This window comes from Breznakibacter xylanolyticus, from assembly GCF_003254275.1.
Lineage (GTDB): Bacteria > Bacteroidota > Bacteroidia > Bacteroidales > Marinilabiliaceae > Breznakibacter > Breznakibacter xylanolyticus.
Genome location: NZ_QKZK01000008.1, coordinates 1 through 16453, shown reverse-complemented (window position 1 = coordinate 16453; position 16453 = coordinate 1). Strand labels below are relative to the sequence as shown.

Genomic DNA, 16453 nt, shown 5'->3' with positions numbered 1-16453 from the left:
ATCATCCCAAAGCAATGACGCACCTTTCACGCTTGCAATCCATTAAAATCTTTTTCACGCTGCTGGTTCTTTTGTTGCTTACCAGCGGGACGATTTTAGCCCAAACGGTTGTTGTCTCGGGGGGTGTAGCTACCGGTTCTGAACCCAACGGAACCTATACCTATGCCGGGACAACCACTGTTTCGGGAACCACCCGAGCCTTTTACGACAAGGCTGGTAGTACTTTTCGGCTTGAATATCGCAATAATCCAAGCTATGGCGAAGAGTGGGAAATTTGGGAATCGACGGATCGGGGTGGAACAGGAACCGTGCGGTTTTATAACGAAAGTACATCAACAAACGTTCCAACCACAGGATGGAAAGTTGAAGTTGGAAATACTGCACCAACGGTTGCCTATTTTGCAGCTCCTTCAGTTTCCGGCATTTCACCCACCAGTGGTCCAGCAGGCGGAGGAACATCTGTCACTATTACCGGAACCGACTTTACGGGAGTAACAGCGGTTCAATTTGGTTCAACCGCAGCCACCGGTTTTACAGTTAATTCTACCACCCAAATCACGGCCACTGCCCCTGCGGGTTCGGCCGGGAATGTAAACGTAACGGTAACCACCGCAGGCGGAACCAGTACCATCGGTGCTGCCAATCAGTACACCTATTGGACTATCCCCATGGTGACCTCGGTGGCAGTGCCTGCCAACGCCACCTATGGGGTCGGTCAAAATCTCGATTTCACGGTTAACTTTAACAAAGCCATCACGGTGAACGCCACCGGAGGCACGCCTTACCTCCCCATCACGCTGAATACCGGCGGCACGGTGAATGCTGCATACAACAGTGGCAGCGGCACCTCAGCTCTGACGTTCCGTTACACGGTTGCAGCAGGCAACAACGATGCCGATGGCGTGAGCGTGGGATCGGCCATCACCGCCAATGGGGGCACATTAAAAGACGGATCGGGCAACAATGCCACGCTGACCTTGAACAGCGTGAGCAGCACTGCCGGGGTGAAAGTGGATGGCGTTGAGCCCTCGGTCACAACAGTGAGCGCATCGACCGCCAATGGTTCATATAAGATAGGCGATGTGATTGCCATCACGGTTCAGTTCTCCGAGTCGGTGGTGGTCACCGGCACCCCCACGCTTGCACTGGCCACCGGTGGGACGGCAGCGTACAGTTCGGGCAGCGGCTCATCAACGCTGACTTTCAGTTACACTGTAGGCACTGGTCATGTAAGTGCCGATTTGGATTATACCAGCACCTCCTCGTTAAGTCTGGCCGGAGGAACCATTAAAGATGTGGCCGGCAACAATGCCAGCCTTACGTTGGCCAGCCCCGGCGCGGCCAATTCGTTGGGTGCCAACAAAGCCATTGTGATTGATGGCGTTGTGCCCACGGTAACGATTACAAGCACATCAGCTGCCATCACGTACACCACGCCCATTCCTGTAACTGTAACCTTTAGCGAGGCGGTAACTAATTTTATCTCTTCGGATGTAACCCTTACCAATGGCACTATCGGAAGTTTCTCAGGAAGTGGCACTACTTATACTTTCTCGGTAACACCATCTGGCCAAGGTTTGGTAACCGTAGCTATTGCAGCCGGTGTGGCGCAAGATGCAGCCGGCAACCTTAGCACGGCAGCCACTTCGTTGACCCGCACCTTCGACAGTGTGAACCCAACCGTTGTTCTCTCCACAACAGCTCCTTCAACCACCAACGCGGCCATTCCGGTGACGGTGACTTTTAGTGAAGATGTGACCGGTTTATCACTGTCCGATTTCAGTGTTACCAATGCAACCCTAAGCGCGTTATCAGGTAGTGGAAAAACGTACACCCTTACGGCAACCCCATCAGCGCAAGGCGCTGTATCCATTTCGTTGCCCAACGCTTCGGCACTCGATGTGGCGCAATTGGGCAATGTGGCATCTAACCAACTGAACTTCACCTACGACACTGGGTCGCCTTCGGTTAGCATCACTTCTGCATCAAACAGTGCAACCAATGCATCGCCCATTGCTGTCACCATCACGTTTAGTGAATCGGTTTCCGGCTTTGTGGTTGGTGACCTGACGTTGACCAATGGAACGGCATCCGGATTCGCAGGTTCGGGAACCACTTATACCGTTAACATCGCCCCATCGGGACAAGGCTTGGTCACCGTTGCCGTTGCAGCCGGTGTGGCGCAGGATGCGGCCGGCAACCTCAGCACGGCAGCCACTTCGCTCACCCGTACCTACGACAACGTGTCGCCCACGGTTAGCATCACTTCTGCATCGAACAGTTCAACCAATGCATCAACCATCCCTGTCACCATCACCTTTAGTGAATCGGTCACTGGCTTTATTGCTGGCGATCTGACGGTGACCAACGGAACGGCCTCCGGATTCGCAGGTTCGGGAACCACTTATACCGTTAACATCGTCCCAGTGGGACAAGGCCTGGTTACCGTGGCCATTGCAGCCGGTGTGGCGCAGGATGCGGTCGGCAACCTCAGCGCGGCAGCCACTTCGCTCACCCGTACCTTCGACAATGTGTCGCCCACGGTTAGCATCACTTCTGCATCGAACAGTTCAACCAATGCATCAACCATCCCTGTCACCATCACCTTTAGTGAATCGGTCACCGGCTTTGAGGTTGGCGACCTGACGGTGACCAACGGAACATACAGTGTAATCTCCGGAACGGGAACCACCTATACCGTTAACATCGCCCCATCGGGACAAGGCCTGGTCACCGTGGCCATTGCAGCCGGTGTGGCTCAAGATGCAGCCGGCAACCTCTGCACTGCAGCCACTTCGCTCACACGCACCTACGACAATGAGGCGCCTGTGATCAGCGGAGTTGTTAACAGTGGCACTTACACCTCAGCCCAATCGCGTGCCACCCTGGCCAAAGATGCAGGCACGGCTGTGGCATATGCATCGGGAACCGCCATCAATGCCTCGGGCAGCTATGTGTTAACCGTGACCGATGCGGCCGGAAACCTGGCCACGGCATCGTTTACCATCACCCTGAGCACCGGCATTGCCGATGAACGCAAACCTTCGTTGTCGGTTTACCCCAACCCCTGCACCGATAGCTTTAGAGTATCGGGCATTGAGCAACCTGCCGATGTCACCATCACCGACCTCACCGGGCGTGTGGTTTTAAAAACGATGGTTGATGTGGATGGCGATGTGCCTGTGGGTCATCTCAAACAAGGCACTTACCTGGTAAAAGTGAATGAGCGGGTGTTGAAACTCATTTTTGTTTTTTCCGGCGGCTCTTTTGTTGAATTTTCGGCGTAGCGGGATGCTACATCGTTTTATATTTACCTCAGTTCTCTTCCCATTTGTATATATAACGTGTTTGCCTATTAACCCATTTTGCAGCTATCCTAAAGCCAGCGCCTGTATTTCAATGAATTGTTCATTTTCGAGTTCGGATTTGTGTACTACAGATTTTCGCTTTGTAAAGGTAGCGTAATGACGCTAGCTCTCCACTAAACACGGTAATAACCGCTATAGATTCCCGTTTCGGGGTTGGTGCGCATGGATACTTTGAAATACATGCCCCAAAGTAAACATGTAAACCGCTGATATACAATACCCCCTTGTGTACTACAAATGATTTTTCGAAAATTCAGACACTGATTATCAATGTATTACAAAAGCAAATAGAGCAAAAGAGCCTATTTTGAGGTGAAAAAAGGTGTTTTTTTAATGAATTTTGGATGGAAAGCTGCAAGATGGGTTAACCTGTTTGATGTTTTTTTTCTACTTTAGCCAACACTTAATATAACAGATTATCAAACTCTTTAATCATAAAAACATGAAACAAACTTTACTCTTACTGTTGGCAGTGATTTGCCTTTACGCTAAGGCTGCAGATCCAGTACCGGCCATTACTATGACAACGACGAAGGCTGTTGGGCAAAGCATTACGTTTTATTTAGCTGCTCAAAGTGCAAACACCCCTGTTCAGGTAGACTTTGGAGATGGCAACAAGGTTAATAAAACCATAATCGCATATGTTGATCAGGCTTCTTCTACGATTACAGGAACCTTAATCGGTTCTCAGACAATAAAAATTTATGGAAGCGGCATTGTTTTTCTCTACTGCGGCGGCATCCAACTGACTGCGCTTGACGTGACCTCTTGTAACACGCTGATAACTCTCGGTTGCGGCAGTAACAAACTGACATTGCTTGATGTGACTCCCTGTCCCCTGCTGAAATATCTCAGTTGCGACAACAACCAACTGAAGGCGCTTGACGTGACCCAATGCACCGCACTGACATCCCTCTTCTGCAATAACAACCAACTGACTGCGCTTGATGTGACTCCCTGCACTGCGCTGACAACTCTTTCCTGTGGCAAAAACCAACTGACTACTCTTGACGTGACCCAATGCACCGCGCTGAAATATCTTAGCTGCAACGCTAACCAACTGAAGTCGCTTAACGTGACCCCCTGCACTGCACTGACATATCTCGAATGCGGCATCAACCAACTGACTGCGCTTGATATGACCCCCTGCACCGCCTTGACAACTTTGAACTGCAGCTACAACCAACTGAAGTCGCTTGTAGTGACCTCCTGCACCAAGTTGACAGATCTCGCTTGTAGGAGCAACCAATTGAAGGTGCTTGACGTGACCCAATGCACTGCGCTGACAGATCTTTCCTGCGTAAACAACCAATTAACAGTGCTTGACGTGACCCAGTGCACTGCGCTGACAGATCTTTCCTGTGAATACAACCAATTAACAGCGCTTGACGTGACCAAGTGCACCGCGCTGACAACACTCAATTGTTACAGTAACCAACTCAATTTTGCATCGCTTCCCACTAAACAATCAACATGGACCGTCTATAATTACGCCCCCCAAGCTAATCTCACCATCCCCGCTACCATTAACACCGGCAGTTTGGTTGACCTAAGCAGTCAGTTCACCATTGATGGTACCACCACCACCTACACCTGGAAAACAGCGAGCGGTTACACTTTAGCCGTTGGCACCGATTATACCATCAGTGGTGGCATTACCACTTTTGTTAAAGTCCCAGCCCAAAAGGTCTATTGCGAAATGACCAATGGCACATACCCCAATTTGTCGCTTAGTACCACATTAACCACCATTGTCGTTTTAAACGAAACACCTACCAATATCTCATTGTCGGCCACCACCATCAACGAGAACGTGGCGGGCAACAGTACCGTGGGAACCCTTAGTTCTTCCGACCCCAATGCGGGCAACACCTTTACCTACACTCTGGTTGCGGGTACGGGAGACACCGACAATGCTTCGTTCAACATCAGTGGCTCCAATTTGCGCATTACCAACAGTCCCGACTTCGAAGCCAAAAACAGCTACTCGGTAAGGGTGCGCACCACCGATCAGGGCAGCTTGTATTTCGAGAAAGCCTTTACCATTACCATCAATAATTTGGACGCTCCCACCGTTAGTACCAGTACCATTGCCACCTTTAGAACCACAACGGCGACTTTGGGCGGTAACGTGACGGCCACAGGCGGAGCCACCGTGACCGGTCGAGGGGTTGTTTATGCCCAAACAAACGTTAATGCCAACCCAACCATTGGCGGAACTGGCGTTACGCAAGACACAAATGGTAATGGCTTGGGGCTGTTTAGTGAATCGGTGTCAGGGTTAACACCTAATACCGGCTATTCGGTCAGAGCTTACGCCATCAATTCAGAAGGTGTGGTATATGGCTCGGTGTTGACCTTCACCACCGATGCGTTGCCTGCTGTTACATCGGTATCGGTTCCTTCCAATGGCACTTATGTGGCAGGTCAAAATCTAAATTTCACAGTTAATTTTAACAAAGCCATCACGGTGGTCACAGCCGGTGGCACTCCCTATTTATCCATCACACTCAACACGGGGGGAGCGAAGAATGCTACTTATGTCAGCGGCAGCGGCACCTCTGCATTGATATTCCGTTACACCGTGGCATCAGGCAATGCAGATAACGATGGCATATCAGTGGGTTCAGCCATCACCGCCAATGGGGGCACATTAAAAGATGCCTCGGGCAACAATTCCACCCTTACATTAATCAGTGTGGGCAGTACCACAGGAGTGAAAGTCGATGCCATTGTGCCAACGGTGACTTCGGTAAGTTCAACGACCGCCAACGGGGCCTACAAAATTGGCGATGTGATTGCCATCACCGTTAATTTCAGCGAATCTGTAGGGGTTACCGGCACGCCTACGCTTGCACTGGCCACAGGAGGAACGGCATCTTACAGTATGGGCAGCGGCTCATCAACGCTGACTTTTAACTATACTGTAGGCACTGGTCATGTGATTGCCGATTTGGATTATACAAGCATCTCCTCGTTAAGTCTGGCCGGAGGAACCATCAAAGATGTTGCCGGCAACAATGCTATCCTTACGTTGCCCAGCCCCGGCGCGGCCAACTCGCTGGGTGCCAACAAAGCCATTGTGATTGATGGCGTTGTGCCCACGGTAACAATTACAAGCACATCAGCTGCCATCACCTACACCACGCCCATTCCTGTAACTGTAACCTTTAGCGAGGCGGTAACTAATTTTATCTATTCGGATGTAACCCTTACCAATGGCACTATCGGAAGTTTCTCAGGAAATGGCACTATTTATACTTTCTCGGTAACACCATCTGGCCAAGGTTTGGTCACCGTGGCCATTGCAGCCGGTGTGGCTCAAGATGTAGCCGGCAACCTCAGCACGGCAGCCACTTCGCTGACACGTACCTACGACAATGAGGCGCCTGTGATCAGCGGAGTTGTTAACAGTGGCACTTACACCTCAGCCCAATCGCCCACCTTTAACGAAGGCACGGCCACCCTCACCAAAGATGCAGGCACAGCTGTGGCATATGCATCGGGAACCGGCATCAATGCCTCGGGCAGCTATGTGTTAACCGTGACCGATGCGGCCGGCAACGTGGCCACGGCTTCGTTTACCATCACCCTGAGCACCGGCATTGCCGATGAACGCAAACCTTCGTTGTCGGTTTACCCCAACCCCTGCACCGATGGCTTTAGGGTATCGGGCATTGAGCAACCTGCCGATGTCACCATCACCGACCTCACCGGGCGTGTGGTTTTCACAACGATGGTTGATGTGGATGGTGATGTGCCTGTGGGTCATCTCAAACAAGGCACTTACCTGGTAAAAGTGAATGAGCGGGTGTTGAAACTCATTAAAAAGTAAAGGTTTCGCACGCTTGTGCAGATAAAAGAAAGAGCCGCCGGAAATGTATCCGGCGGCTCTTTTTTGTTTCTCTCCCTTTTTATATATATAACGTGTTTTCCTTTTAATCTGTGTGATGTTTTTTTCTACTTTAGCCAATCTAAATTAAGCATACTATCAACCAATTTAAAACTGAAACATGAAGCAAACTTTACTACTGTTATTTGCATTGATTTGCATCACCACTAAGGCCGAAACTGTTGAACCTGTTATAACCATGACAACGGCTAAAAGTTTAAATCAATCCATTTCATTTATTTTGAGTGCCACTAATGCTAATACTGTTGTTCAGGTTGATTTTGGAGATGGCACACTGGTTAATAAAACAATTGGTATTTATTTTACAACTATCGATGGCACACTTGTGGGTTCACAAACAGTGAAAATATATGGGGCTGGAATCAACGTTTTATCCTGTCGTTCTCAAATGTTGACAGAAATAGATGTCACGAATAATACGACTTTGACAACTTTGTACTGCGAAAAAAATCAGCTCACCTCACTCAATCTAACCCAGAATATGACATTGGAACAACTGTCCTGCAGCGAGAATCAGCTCATCTCGCTCGACTTGCCTCAGAATACGACTCTTCGTTCTTTGTCTTGCTATGAAAATCAGCTCACCACGCTCGATCTGACCAAAAACACGTCATTGACAAGTTTTAACTGCTACTCAAACAAACTCACCACACTAGATGTAACCCAAAATACAGCATTGAAATCTTTGTCCTGTCACCATAATCAGCTCACCACGCTCGATGTGACACTGAATACATCTATGGAATATTTAGACTGTTACCATAATCAACTCACCACGCTTGATGTGACTCAGAATACATCTTTGAAAGGTTTGGATTGCTTCGATAATCAGCTCACATCGCTCGATGTGACCAAGAGTAAAGCTTTGACAACATTGTCTTGCTACAATAATCAGCTTTCCACGCTCGATGTAGCTCAAAATACGGCTTTGATACGTTTGTGGTGCAATACTAACCAGCTCACCTCGCTTGATGTGACTACGAATACATCTTTGAAATCTTTGTACTGCAACAACAATTTGCTTACCACGCTCGATGTGACCCAGAATACAGTTTTGACATCTTTGTACTGCAACAACAATGAACTTACCACGCTCGATGTGACTAAGAATACGTCTTTGACAACTTTAGACTGCAGCAACAATCAGCTTCCCTCGCTTGATGTGACCAGAAATACAGCTTTAGCATATTTGTACTGCAACAATAATATACTCACATCCATTGATGTATTGATGAATGCCTCTTTGATAAACTTATACTGCAGTTATAATCAGCTCACCATACTCGATATGACCCAGAACATTGCTTTGGCAACTCTGTATTGCGATCACAACAAACTCACATCCATTGATGTAACGAAGAATACGTCTTTGACATCTTTAGACTGTTGCCGAAATCAGCTCACCACGCTCGATATGACCAAGAACATTGCATTGAAAATTTTGAACTGCGACAATAACAAACTCACTTCTCTCGATATAACCAGTAATACTGCATTAACAACCTTGCAATGTGAATTAAACCAACTCACCTCGCTTGATGTGACCAAGAATACGTCTTTGACATCTTTATTATGCAGATACAATTACCTCACCTATTCAACCTTACCCCTCAGTACGATGACTTATTTTAAATATGCCCCTCAGAGATCTATAACTATTGCAACTACATATGCTATCAATTCCCCCATTGACTTAAGCAGCCAGCTCACTGTGGGTAATAATACCACCACCTATACCTGGAAAACCGAAAGCGGCACAACACTAACCGCCGGCACCGATTATACCATCAACGATGGCATTACCACATTTATAACCATCCCATCTCAAAAGGTCTATTGCGAGATTACCAATGCCACTTTTCCCGATTTGTCGGGTTCCAATGTGCTTAGAACCACTTTAACCACCATTGGCATCTCCAATGCTGTTGAAGATGCCTCTTTAGCACCTACATTGTCTATCTATCCCAACCCTTGTGAGGATGGCTTTAATGTGTCTGGCATTGTGCAACCAACTATCGTGACCATCACCGATTTCACCGGCCGTGTGGTACTTACTTCTATTGTGGATATAGATGGTTATGTTGCTGTTAACGCCCTCAAGTCAGGAGCCTATCTGGTTAAAGTGAACCAACAGGTGTTGAAACTCATTAAAAAGTAAAGGTTTCGCACGCTTGTGCATGATAAAAGAAAGAGCCGCCGGAAATGTATCCGGCGGCTCTTTTGTTATCTGATGTATAGGCAGCATTATTGCTTAGGGAGCCACCTTCACCACGGGGTCGCTCCAGGGGCCCTGCCCGACCGACCCCACGGCAGCCACCCGCAAGTGGTACGAAACGCCGCTTTTGAGGGTGTTTACCTCGGCTTTTGAGCGGGTCGACACCACCATGTGCTTCCACTCCAGAGGATCCATGCTGCTGAGGGCAGTTTCGACCACGTAACTTTTGGCGCCCTCAATTTTGTCCCACGACAGGTCAATTTCGCCGGCACTGTCGCCAATGGTGGCATTGACCGAGGCCACTTTGTCGGGCAGTGCAACCGCTGCCGAGGCGTCTTTTCGGACATCCATGCCGGCACTCAATATTTTGGCTTCGTCGCCATTGCTGATGTTTTCGACATAATTGCCTTCTTGTGTCAACAGGCTGTCGAGCGTACTTTCAGCAAGTTTAGCAGCAATCATTTTAACTTCAACCGTTTTGCGGGCAGCCACCACTTCGGCGGTTGCTGCGCTCAGGTTGGTAATGGCCGTTGTTATGGCAGCCAATGGCGGATTGGGGGTTGCAAAGGTGGCATTGCCGGTCATTTTGGAGACAATGGTTTTACCCAGGTCAATTTTTTGTGCAGCTGTTTTTTTGCTGAGTTCCAATTTTACTTTCGACATAAGGAATTTGATTTAATTAAGTGAATAAAATATTAAGCTGATACAATTTTTCTTTCTTAACGGCATGCTTTTAACCATCAACTTTATCATTTCAGTGCGTTACCACATCATTCGGCCAACAAATGATATCATACAGTTACGGACTGATATCGTTTGAACGCCGAATGATATCATTCGACATTCAAATGATGTGGTTTCCATTAAAACCCATATCATTTGAACCCGAAATGATATCATCTCCCATTAAAGTGATGTTGTTCTAACTTAAAACGATGTCATTTCAACTTAAAATGACATCATTTAAAACCGAAATGAGTCATCTTTATATTCATTGAATGTGCTGCAACCCCTATGTACACAGCCTTCAACCACCATAAAGCGGATGCATGTTTACAAAACCGATGTTAAACTTAATCATTAAAACGTATTTAACTTTTAACCGTTATAAACTTTTTTTCTACTTTAGCCGACACTTAACAAAACAGATGATCAAAAAATTTAATCGACAAGCATGAAACAAACGTTACTCCTGCTGCTGGCATTGATTTGCCTGAATGCAAAAGCCTTAGCCAACGAACCGGTGATAACCATGACAACGGCAAAAAAAGTGGGGGAAACCATTTGGTTTAGTTTGGCCACCAAATCAGACCCAACTGAGGTGCAGATAGATTTTGGGGATGGTCAGTTGGTATCTAAAACAATTAGTACATGTTGTAATGATATAGATGGCACCATTTTAGGATCACGCATTGTAAAAATATATGGGTCAGCTATCAGTGTTTTAAATTGCCGCCGCCAAAATTTAACCGCACTAGATGTCACAAAAAGTGCTGATTTGACAACTCTAATCTGCTACTCGAATCAGCTCACGTTGCTTGATGTGAGCCACAATGGCTCTTTAGCATACCTTGATTGTAAAGTGAATCAGCTCACCTTGCTCGATGTCACAAAGAATACAGCTTTAGAAACGCTCATCTGTCACACGAATCAGCTCGCTTCGCTTGATGTGAGCCATAATGCGGTTTTGCAAGAGCTAAACTGTTACAGCAATCGTATTACCTCGCTCGGTTTGACCCATGTGAAGGCTTTGTCATCACTTGATTGTAGCTATAATAAAATTACCTCGCTCGATGTGAGCCAAAATGCAGTTTTGCAAGAGTTAAACTGTTGCAGCAATCGTATTCCCTCGCTCGATTTGACCCATGTGAAGGCATTGTCATCACTTGATTGTAGCAATAATAATATCACCTCGCTCGATGTGAGCCATCAGAGCGCTTTGAAAGCGCTAAATTATAGCTCTAATCAGCTCACCACGCTGAACATATCATACAATACAGGGTTGAAAACGTTGGTCTGCAACAATAATCAACTCACCACGCTCGACGTGCTGCATAATTCGGTTTTAGAAGAACTAGAATGTAGCACGAATCAGCTCACCACGCTGGATGTGACCCATAATACAGCTTTATTCAGGCTATTGTGCCACTATAATCAACTCACCACGCTCGATTTACGCCACAATGTGGCTTTGGCTGCTCTCGATTGTTCTCATAACAAGCTCACCTCGCTCAATGTAGCACCGAATAGATTCTACGAGGGGCTAGACTGCTCTTTTAATCATTTGACCTTTGGCACCTTACCACCGATGACACATGTGTGCTAAGCGCCTCAGAATTTAATAAACATTGCCACTTCGTTTGAAATCGATACTCCCATTGACCTGAGCAGCCTAATCCTCAACAATGACTATTACACCTCTTATACCTGGAAAACCATGAGTGGCATCACCCTGACAGACGAAAAAGATTATACCAATAACGAAGGCATATTCACTTTTTTGAAGATCCCAAACGAAAAGATATATTGCGAAATGACCAATGCCACCTTCCCCGCATTATCTGGAACCAAAGCCCTTAAAACCACATTCACCGACATTGGTAGCACCCCTCCTGCTGCGCCCCTGTCGCTCCACCCCACCCCCGATGGCTTTAGGGTATCGGGCATTGAGCAACCTGCCGATGTCACCATCACCGACCTCACCGGCCGTGTGGTGACTACCACCACGGTTGATGTGGGTGGCGAAGTGCCTGTGGGTCACCTCAAGCAAGGCAATTACCTGGTAAAAGTGAATGAGCGGGTGCTGAAACTCATTAAAAAATAAGGGTTTCGCACGCTTGTGCTGATAATTGAAAGAGCCGTCGGGAAGTGTTTCCGGCGGCTCTTTTGATAGAAGCTCTGTTTTTCTTGTGATGATGAAGATGCTTTAGCCGGGTCATCAAACCGTAGTGTTTTGTCAATCGTGGTTGTGCGGGGCGCTTTTACGAATGTGATTCCGCGAAAGGGTGTCCTCACCGCCAACCGATACGTCCCTGCCACCGGCTCACGCCCCCCCAACGATGAGTTCGGAGGGGATTGTTCGACACAATGTCGGAGGCATCGACCCTGGTGCTTTGGTGGATGGGCCACGCGCCGGCAACGGTGCCACCATGTGATTTCATCATGGGCGTGTTATCGGGAGGACAAAGGGAGACCGTCCCGCTTTTCACCCGAAACATGGTAGAAGCCTGCCCAACCGATTGTCAACGCCCCCGTTGCCCCTGTGGCATAGGTTCACTCGGTACTGCCAAATGTTACTTCGATTTGAAAAATTCCATACGAACATTCATTTTAAAAGATGGACGAACGGATTTGACGTTTAGGGATATTACTGTATCGTTTTTAAAGAAATATGAGGCCGATTTTAAATCGAGAGGCACCACTGACAATGGGATTTCTTTTTACATGCGAACATTGCGGGCTGTCCTTAATAGAGCTATCGCCGAAGGTGCATGTAAAAAAGACATTTATCCTTTCAACACCTATAAGATCTCACATCTAAGCACAAAGACCATTAAACGAGCTATTTCTAAAGCAGAGATTGAATTGATTCGCAACTTTGCATGTGAACCGGGCAGTCAGTTGCACCGCTCTAAAAACATCTTTTTATTCAGTTATTACAATCGGGGAATAAATTTCTCGGATATAGCAATGCTCAAATGGGATAACATCAAAGCGAACCGACTGACCTATACCCGATTGAAAACCGATAAATACTACAACATCCTGCTGTTAGATCCGGCTCTTGAAATACTCGCCTTTTACAGAGATAGCAATTATAGAGATAAGGATTCGTACATCTTTCCCATTCTGGATGAACATAGACACAACACCCCCGTGAGTATTCAAAACCTCGTACACAAAGTTTTGGGTCAAACAAATAAAGACTTGAAAAGCATTGGTGAACAATTAGGCATCACGACACCACTTACCACTTATGTTGCCCGTCACTCTTACGCAACGGTATTGAAGCGATCCGGTATTTCCACTTCGGTGATCAGCGAAGCCATGGGGCACGACAGTGAACGCACTACTCAAATTTATCTGGACAGTTTTGAGAATGATGTGCTGGATGAGGCGAGCAAAGCGTTGTTGTAAATTTTCATTAGGAAAATTTACGCATCACAAGATTTCATATAATGAGGCATTAGCAGAAATTCACGTGTTAAACCAACGGATATACAGAAAGTTATTCGAGTTCATATGCTGAAAACATTCTTAAATCACCCCACCCTACTAATGGTCACTTCAAGCGTCTCACACACATCATCCTGCCCATAATACCCCAATAAATTCATGGCCATGTTTTCCCAATTGTACACTTCACCCTGTTCATTTTGGTAATCAGGACTACGCTTAAATTCATAAGCAGTGTACCAATCACTGCCCGAATCGGGGTAGCGTGCCACGTTGCATTGCGACATGGTGAACAACCATCCGTCATACTCAATATCGATGTAAGTCGATTCGCCCCCATACGACAGGCGAATGCCAAATTGGAACGTGAAACGAGTCGATGGCTTTTTCATCCATCGGATGGCACTGTCGAGCAACTTGAATTCGTCGCGTTTAAAAGGCATGTTTTGCGACACATGCTCTAACACATTGAGGCAAGCACGTTGGTGGTCGGGAGGAATGATGAGTTTGTTCATGACTTGGAATGTTTAAATGTTTAGAAATAATCAAGAACCATGAACTCAATTTAGAATTATTTGATCATATATAAAAATATAGATACTTAAAATTTTCGACTGTTTGTCTTAAGCCTTTCAAAGATCTCTGAATGTTTTGGAGAAACTCTCAGAGACGGTTTAAATATTAAGTGAACAGAACTAACACCTCATTTTCATTCATCTGGAATCAGACAATACGACTCAACCTTTCATTTATTATTGTTTTATATTGATTCTTAAATTCATCACTTAAAAAACTGATGTCTATTTGCTCCATCCACTTTGCTCTCGCATTTACCATTTTCGTGAAAATATTTTGTTGCTGTTTTTCGTTTATTTTCAATGTGGTCATAGCTGCAATAAAATCTTGTTTTTTTAGTTTCTTTTTTTTCCCATTGAGATTTAATGCTAACTCTTCATCATCGGCCGGATTGACCAATGATGTATTTACTAAATCATAAGCTGGTGATAGCACCATACCCAATCCCGGTTGCTCCAATAAGGAAAAGTTTTTGAGGTGCATATCAGCATTGCCTGTTAAGAAAGAAAACAAAACTAACTCAAAGAAATTGACAACGTCTAAACCCGAAGTGGCAGAATATTTCTGGATGGCTTTGCCAATCTGCTCATAGCTACCATGGTATTTATCTTCGGTAAGTCGCTCGGCTAACTGGCACATATCCTCCATTGCAAGCTTCCCTTTTTTCGTTCTGTCTATTCGTTTGGTAATGTAAGCAAGGTTGCCTGATGCCAAACGAATGAGGCTATGAGGAGCCGTTTTAATTTTAGCTAAACGGGCTAAATGCATGGTTACATCTTCCACCTCGGGCAGTTGGTGATATAATTCTGTTGGTGGTTTCAATATATATCCCCCCCATAGTCCAACGATGGTAAATCTTTTCGCCGAATCATCTTTGTTACCGCTTGCTATATGAAGGGATAATTTAGCCTGAACACCAGTCACGGCTGTTTGACTTTGTATGACCATTTTTGCTAAAGGCTCTAAATCGGCTTCCGAGTATGGCAATAGAGGGGCTGATGGCTGCCCAAATATCTTTTTTGAGCAAGAGCCATGATAGTCCAATTCTTTTTCAGTCAATGGTTGATAGCAAAATAAACATCTATTCATGGCATATCCTCCGCTTTTAGTGCTTCTACACTTACTGCTCCGATGCAATCTTTGCAGCAGGCTAGCAGTAACCCCATACGGTCTCTCGGATTTAACTTCCAATTTTTTTCGGCAATATCTAACAACCAACCCTCTGGAATTAATCCATCAAAAAATGGGAACAACACATTCGATGTATAAATAGCGTCCTGCAATGGCAGCGTTAAACTTACGGGTCTTGCTTCTGGTTGGCTTAGATACGCTTTGTCATATTCAAAATGATACCCACTATCGTCTTGCGATAGCCATCCTGCCAATTGCGTATCCATTTTTATCATTGCCTTTCTCATTGTTCATTTTCCTTTTTAGCAGGAACAGCACCTACTTCATAGCCAAATAAACGCAGCACCTGGTTTACTTTATCCAATCGTAAACTTTGCTTTCCTTGTTCTAATTCTCGAACAAAACGTAAACCTACACCCGCTTTTTCTGCCAGCTCAGGCTGTGTGAGATTCACTGCTTTTCGCTTTTCCTTGACAAAACGTGCTAATTTCATTTTATACCCTTTAAGGTGTAAATATAGTGTTTTTATCTTAGATTACACCCTTTCGGGTATGTTTTTTCTAAGCACGCAACAATAGCACCCTTTCGGGTATAATAATGCTGATTAAAAACTAGAATATACCCTTTCGGGTATAGTATAGATGGGGATTATTAGTGATGGCTAAATAGCAAGGTCAAGGCCATGTTAACGAGGATTTGAAAATAAGGAGGCCAAGGCCAAGCTTACAACGAAGCTGGCTAATTCGGATTGATTTGTGCCAGATGCCTTCACGCTTGGCGATGATAAGGCTTTGGGCGATGACTTTTCGATAGAGCTTGCTGTCAGTGGGGAATGTCACGTTCTTTTCCAGAACTGTGGTGTCGATGTACACATCACCCATCACCAGCTCCCTGCCGAAGAGTTGGATCGAGATTTTCAGCAACGCTTCAGCGCCTTCTATGACGATCCGCTTGCGAAAATGTACAAACTCGCTTGGATCAAAGTATCCACCCCAGCAACCCCATCTATTTATATCAAGTCCCTGTTGATAAATTGCGGCAGTAGTTCTTTGAAATTCTTGACAGGTGTTGCCT

The 16453-nt window shown here is 46.1% G+C and carries 12 protein-coding genes and 1 pseudogene; 6 read left to right on the top strand and 7 right to left on the bottom strand.

Annotation, left to right across the window (positions count from 1 at the left end):
- Positions 1-14 precede the first annotated feature (14 nt).
- The 3 genes from LX69_RS06125 to LX69_RS06115 all read left to right on the top strand — a co-directional run bounded on the left by LX69_RS06125 (position 15) and on the right by LX69_RS06115 (position 9439).
- Positions 15-3287 (top strand): Ig-like domain-containing protein, encoded by a 3273-nt coding sequence (locus LX69_RS06125; protein ID WP_170124265.1) that lies wholly within the window; start codon positions 15-17, stop codon positions 3285-3287.
- Between the two features lie 523 nt (positions 3288-3810).
- Positions 3811-7203, top strand: coding sequence for an Ig-like domain-containing protein (locus LX69_RS06120; RefSeq protein ID WP_111444951.1), 3393 nt, complete (start codon positions 3811-3813; stop codon positions 7201-7203).
- Positions 7204-7762: 559 nt separating this feature from the next.
- On the top strand, positions 7763-9439 hold the full coding sequence (locus LX69_RS06115) for a T9SS type A sorting domain-containing protein (RefSeq protein WP_170124264.1): 1677 nt from the start codon (positions 7763-7765) through the stop codon (positions 9437-9439).
- A gap of 93 nt (positions 9440-9532) precedes the next feature.
- Here the strand turns inward: LX69_RS06115 and LX69_RS06110 are convergent, their stop codons facing one another.
- Complete coding sequence (locus tag LX69_RS06110; RefSeq protein WP_111444949.1) at positions 9533-10159, bottom strand: fibronectin type III domain-containing protein; 627 nt, start codon at positions 10157-10159, stop codon at positions 9533-9535.
- Between the two features lie 511 nt (positions 10160-10670).
- Between LX69_RS06110 and LX69_RS06105 the strand changes: the two genes are divergently transcribed.
- Positions 10671-11822 (top strand): leucine-rich repeat domain-containing protein, encoded by a 1152-nt coding sequence (locus LX69_RS06105; protein WP_111444948.1) that lies wholly within the window; start codon positions 10671-10673, stop codon positions 11820-11822.
- Positions 11823-11933: 111 nt separating this feature from the next.
- The gene (locus tag LX69_RS06100; protein WP_111444947.1) at positions 11934-12320 is read left to right on the top strand and encodes a T9SS type A sorting domain-containing protein; all 387 of its coding nucleotides are present in this window, start codon (positions 11934-11936) and stop codon (positions 12318-12320) included.
- Positions 12321-12507: 187 nt separating this feature from the next.
- Here LX69_RS06100 and LX69_RS17725 read toward each other — a convergent pair whose 3' ends face one another.
- Positions 12508-12660, bottom strand: coding sequence for a hypothetical protein (locus LX69_RS17725; RefSeq protein ID WP_170124263.1), 153 nt, complete (start codon positions 12658-12660; stop codon positions 12508-12510).
- Here LX69_RS17725 and LX69_RS06095 point away from each other — a divergent pair.
- Positions 12617-13633: a tyrosine-type recombinase/integrase gene (locus tag LX69_RS06095; protein ID WP_317046397.1), complete on the top strand. Its 1017-nt coding sequence runs from the start codon at positions 12617-12619 to the stop codon at positions 13631-13633. The two genes, LX69_RS17725 and LX69_RS06095, sit on opposite strands and share 44 nt — an antisense overlap.
- A 125-nt stretch (positions 13634-13758) precedes the next feature.
- Here LX69_RS06095 and LX69_RS06090 read toward each other — a convergent pair whose 3' ends face one another.
- The 5 genes and pseudogenes from LX69_RS06090 to LX69_RS17720 all read right to left on the bottom strand — a co-directional run.
- Positions 13759-14187: a hypothetical protein gene (locus tag LX69_RS06090; protein ID WP_111444945.1), complete on the bottom strand. Its 429-nt coding sequence runs from the start codon at positions 14185-14187 to the stop codon at positions 13759-13761.
- Between the two features lie 208 nt (positions 14188-14395).
- Positions 14396-15337 carry a HipA domain-containing protein gene (locus LX69_RS06085; protein WP_111444944.1) on the bottom strand — a complete coding sequence of 314 codons (942 nt, stop codon included), beginning with the start codon at positions 15335-15337 and terminating at the stop codon, positions 14396-14398.
- Positions 15334-15666, bottom strand: coding sequence for a HipA N-terminal domain-containing protein (locus LX69_RS06080; protein ID WP_111444943.1), 333 nt, complete (start codon positions 15664-15666; stop codon positions 15334-15336). The genes LX69_RS06085 and LX69_RS06080 overlap by 4 nt, the downstream gene beginning before the upstream one ends.
- Positions 15663-15872, bottom strand: coding sequence for a helix-turn-helix transcriptional regulator (locus LX69_RS06075; protein ID WP_111444942.1), 210 nt, complete (start codon positions 15870-15872; stop codon positions 15663-15665). Before LX69_RS06075 ends, LX69_RS06080 begins: the two co-directional genes overlap by 4 nt.
- Before the next feature lie 181 nt (positions 15873-16053).
- A pseudogene (locus tag LX69_RS17720) lies at positions 16054-16453 on the bottom strand (hypothetical protein); the annotation flags it as partial.

What these genes read in the sequence shown, in the direction of transcription:
- LX69_RS06125 (WP_170124265.1), top strand. Translation starts at nt 15, where the DNA reads ATGACGCACCTTTCACGCTTGCAATCCATTAAAATCTTTTTCACGCTG.
- LX69_RS06120 (WP_111444951.1), top strand. Translation starts at nt 3,811, where the DNA reads ATGAAACAAACTTTACTCTTACTGTTGGCAGTGATTTGCCTTTACGCT.
- LX69_RS06115 (WP_170124264.1), top strand. Translation starts at nt 7,763, where the DNA reads ATGACATTGGAACAACTGTCCTGCAGCGAGAATCAGCTCATCTCGCTC.
- LX69_RS06110 (WP_111444949.1), bottom strand. Translation starts at nt 10,159, where the DNA reads ATGTCGAAAGTAAAATTGGAACTCAGCAAAAAAACAGCTGCACAAAAA.
- LX69_RS06105 (WP_111444948.1), top strand. Translation starts at nt 10,671, where the DNA reads ATGAAACAAACGTTACTCCTGCTGCTGGCATTGATTTGCCTGAATGCA.
- LX69_RS06100 (WP_111444947.1), top strand. Translation starts at nt 11,934, where the DNA reads ATGAGTGGCATCACCCTGACAGACGAAAAAGATTATACCAATAACGAA.
- LX69_RS06095 (WP_317046397.1), top strand. Translation starts at nt 12,617, where the DNA reads ATGGGCCACGCGCCGGCAACGGTGCCACCATGTGATTTCATCATGGGC.
- LX69_RS17725 (WP_170124263.1), bottom strand. Translation starts at nt 12,660, where the DNA reads ATGATGAAATCACATGGTGGCACCGTTGCCGGCGCGTGGCCCATCCAC.
- LX69_RS06090 (WP_111444945.1), bottom strand. Translation starts at nt 14,187, where the DNA reads ATGAACAAACTCATCATTCCTCCCGACCACCAACGTGCTTGCCTCAAT.
- LX69_RS06085 (WP_111444944.1), bottom strand. Translation starts at nt 15,337, where the DNA reads ATGAATAGATGTTTATTTTGCTATCAACCATTGACTGAAAAAGAATTG.
- LX69_RS06080 (WP_111444943.1), bottom strand. Translation starts at nt 15,666, where the DNA reads ATGAGAAAGGCAATGATAAAAATGGATACGCAATTGGCAGGATGGCTA.
- LX69_RS06075 (WP_111444942.1), bottom strand. Translation starts at nt 15,872, where the DNA reads ATGAAATTAGCACGTTTTGTCAAGGAAAAGCGAAAAGCAGTGAATCTC.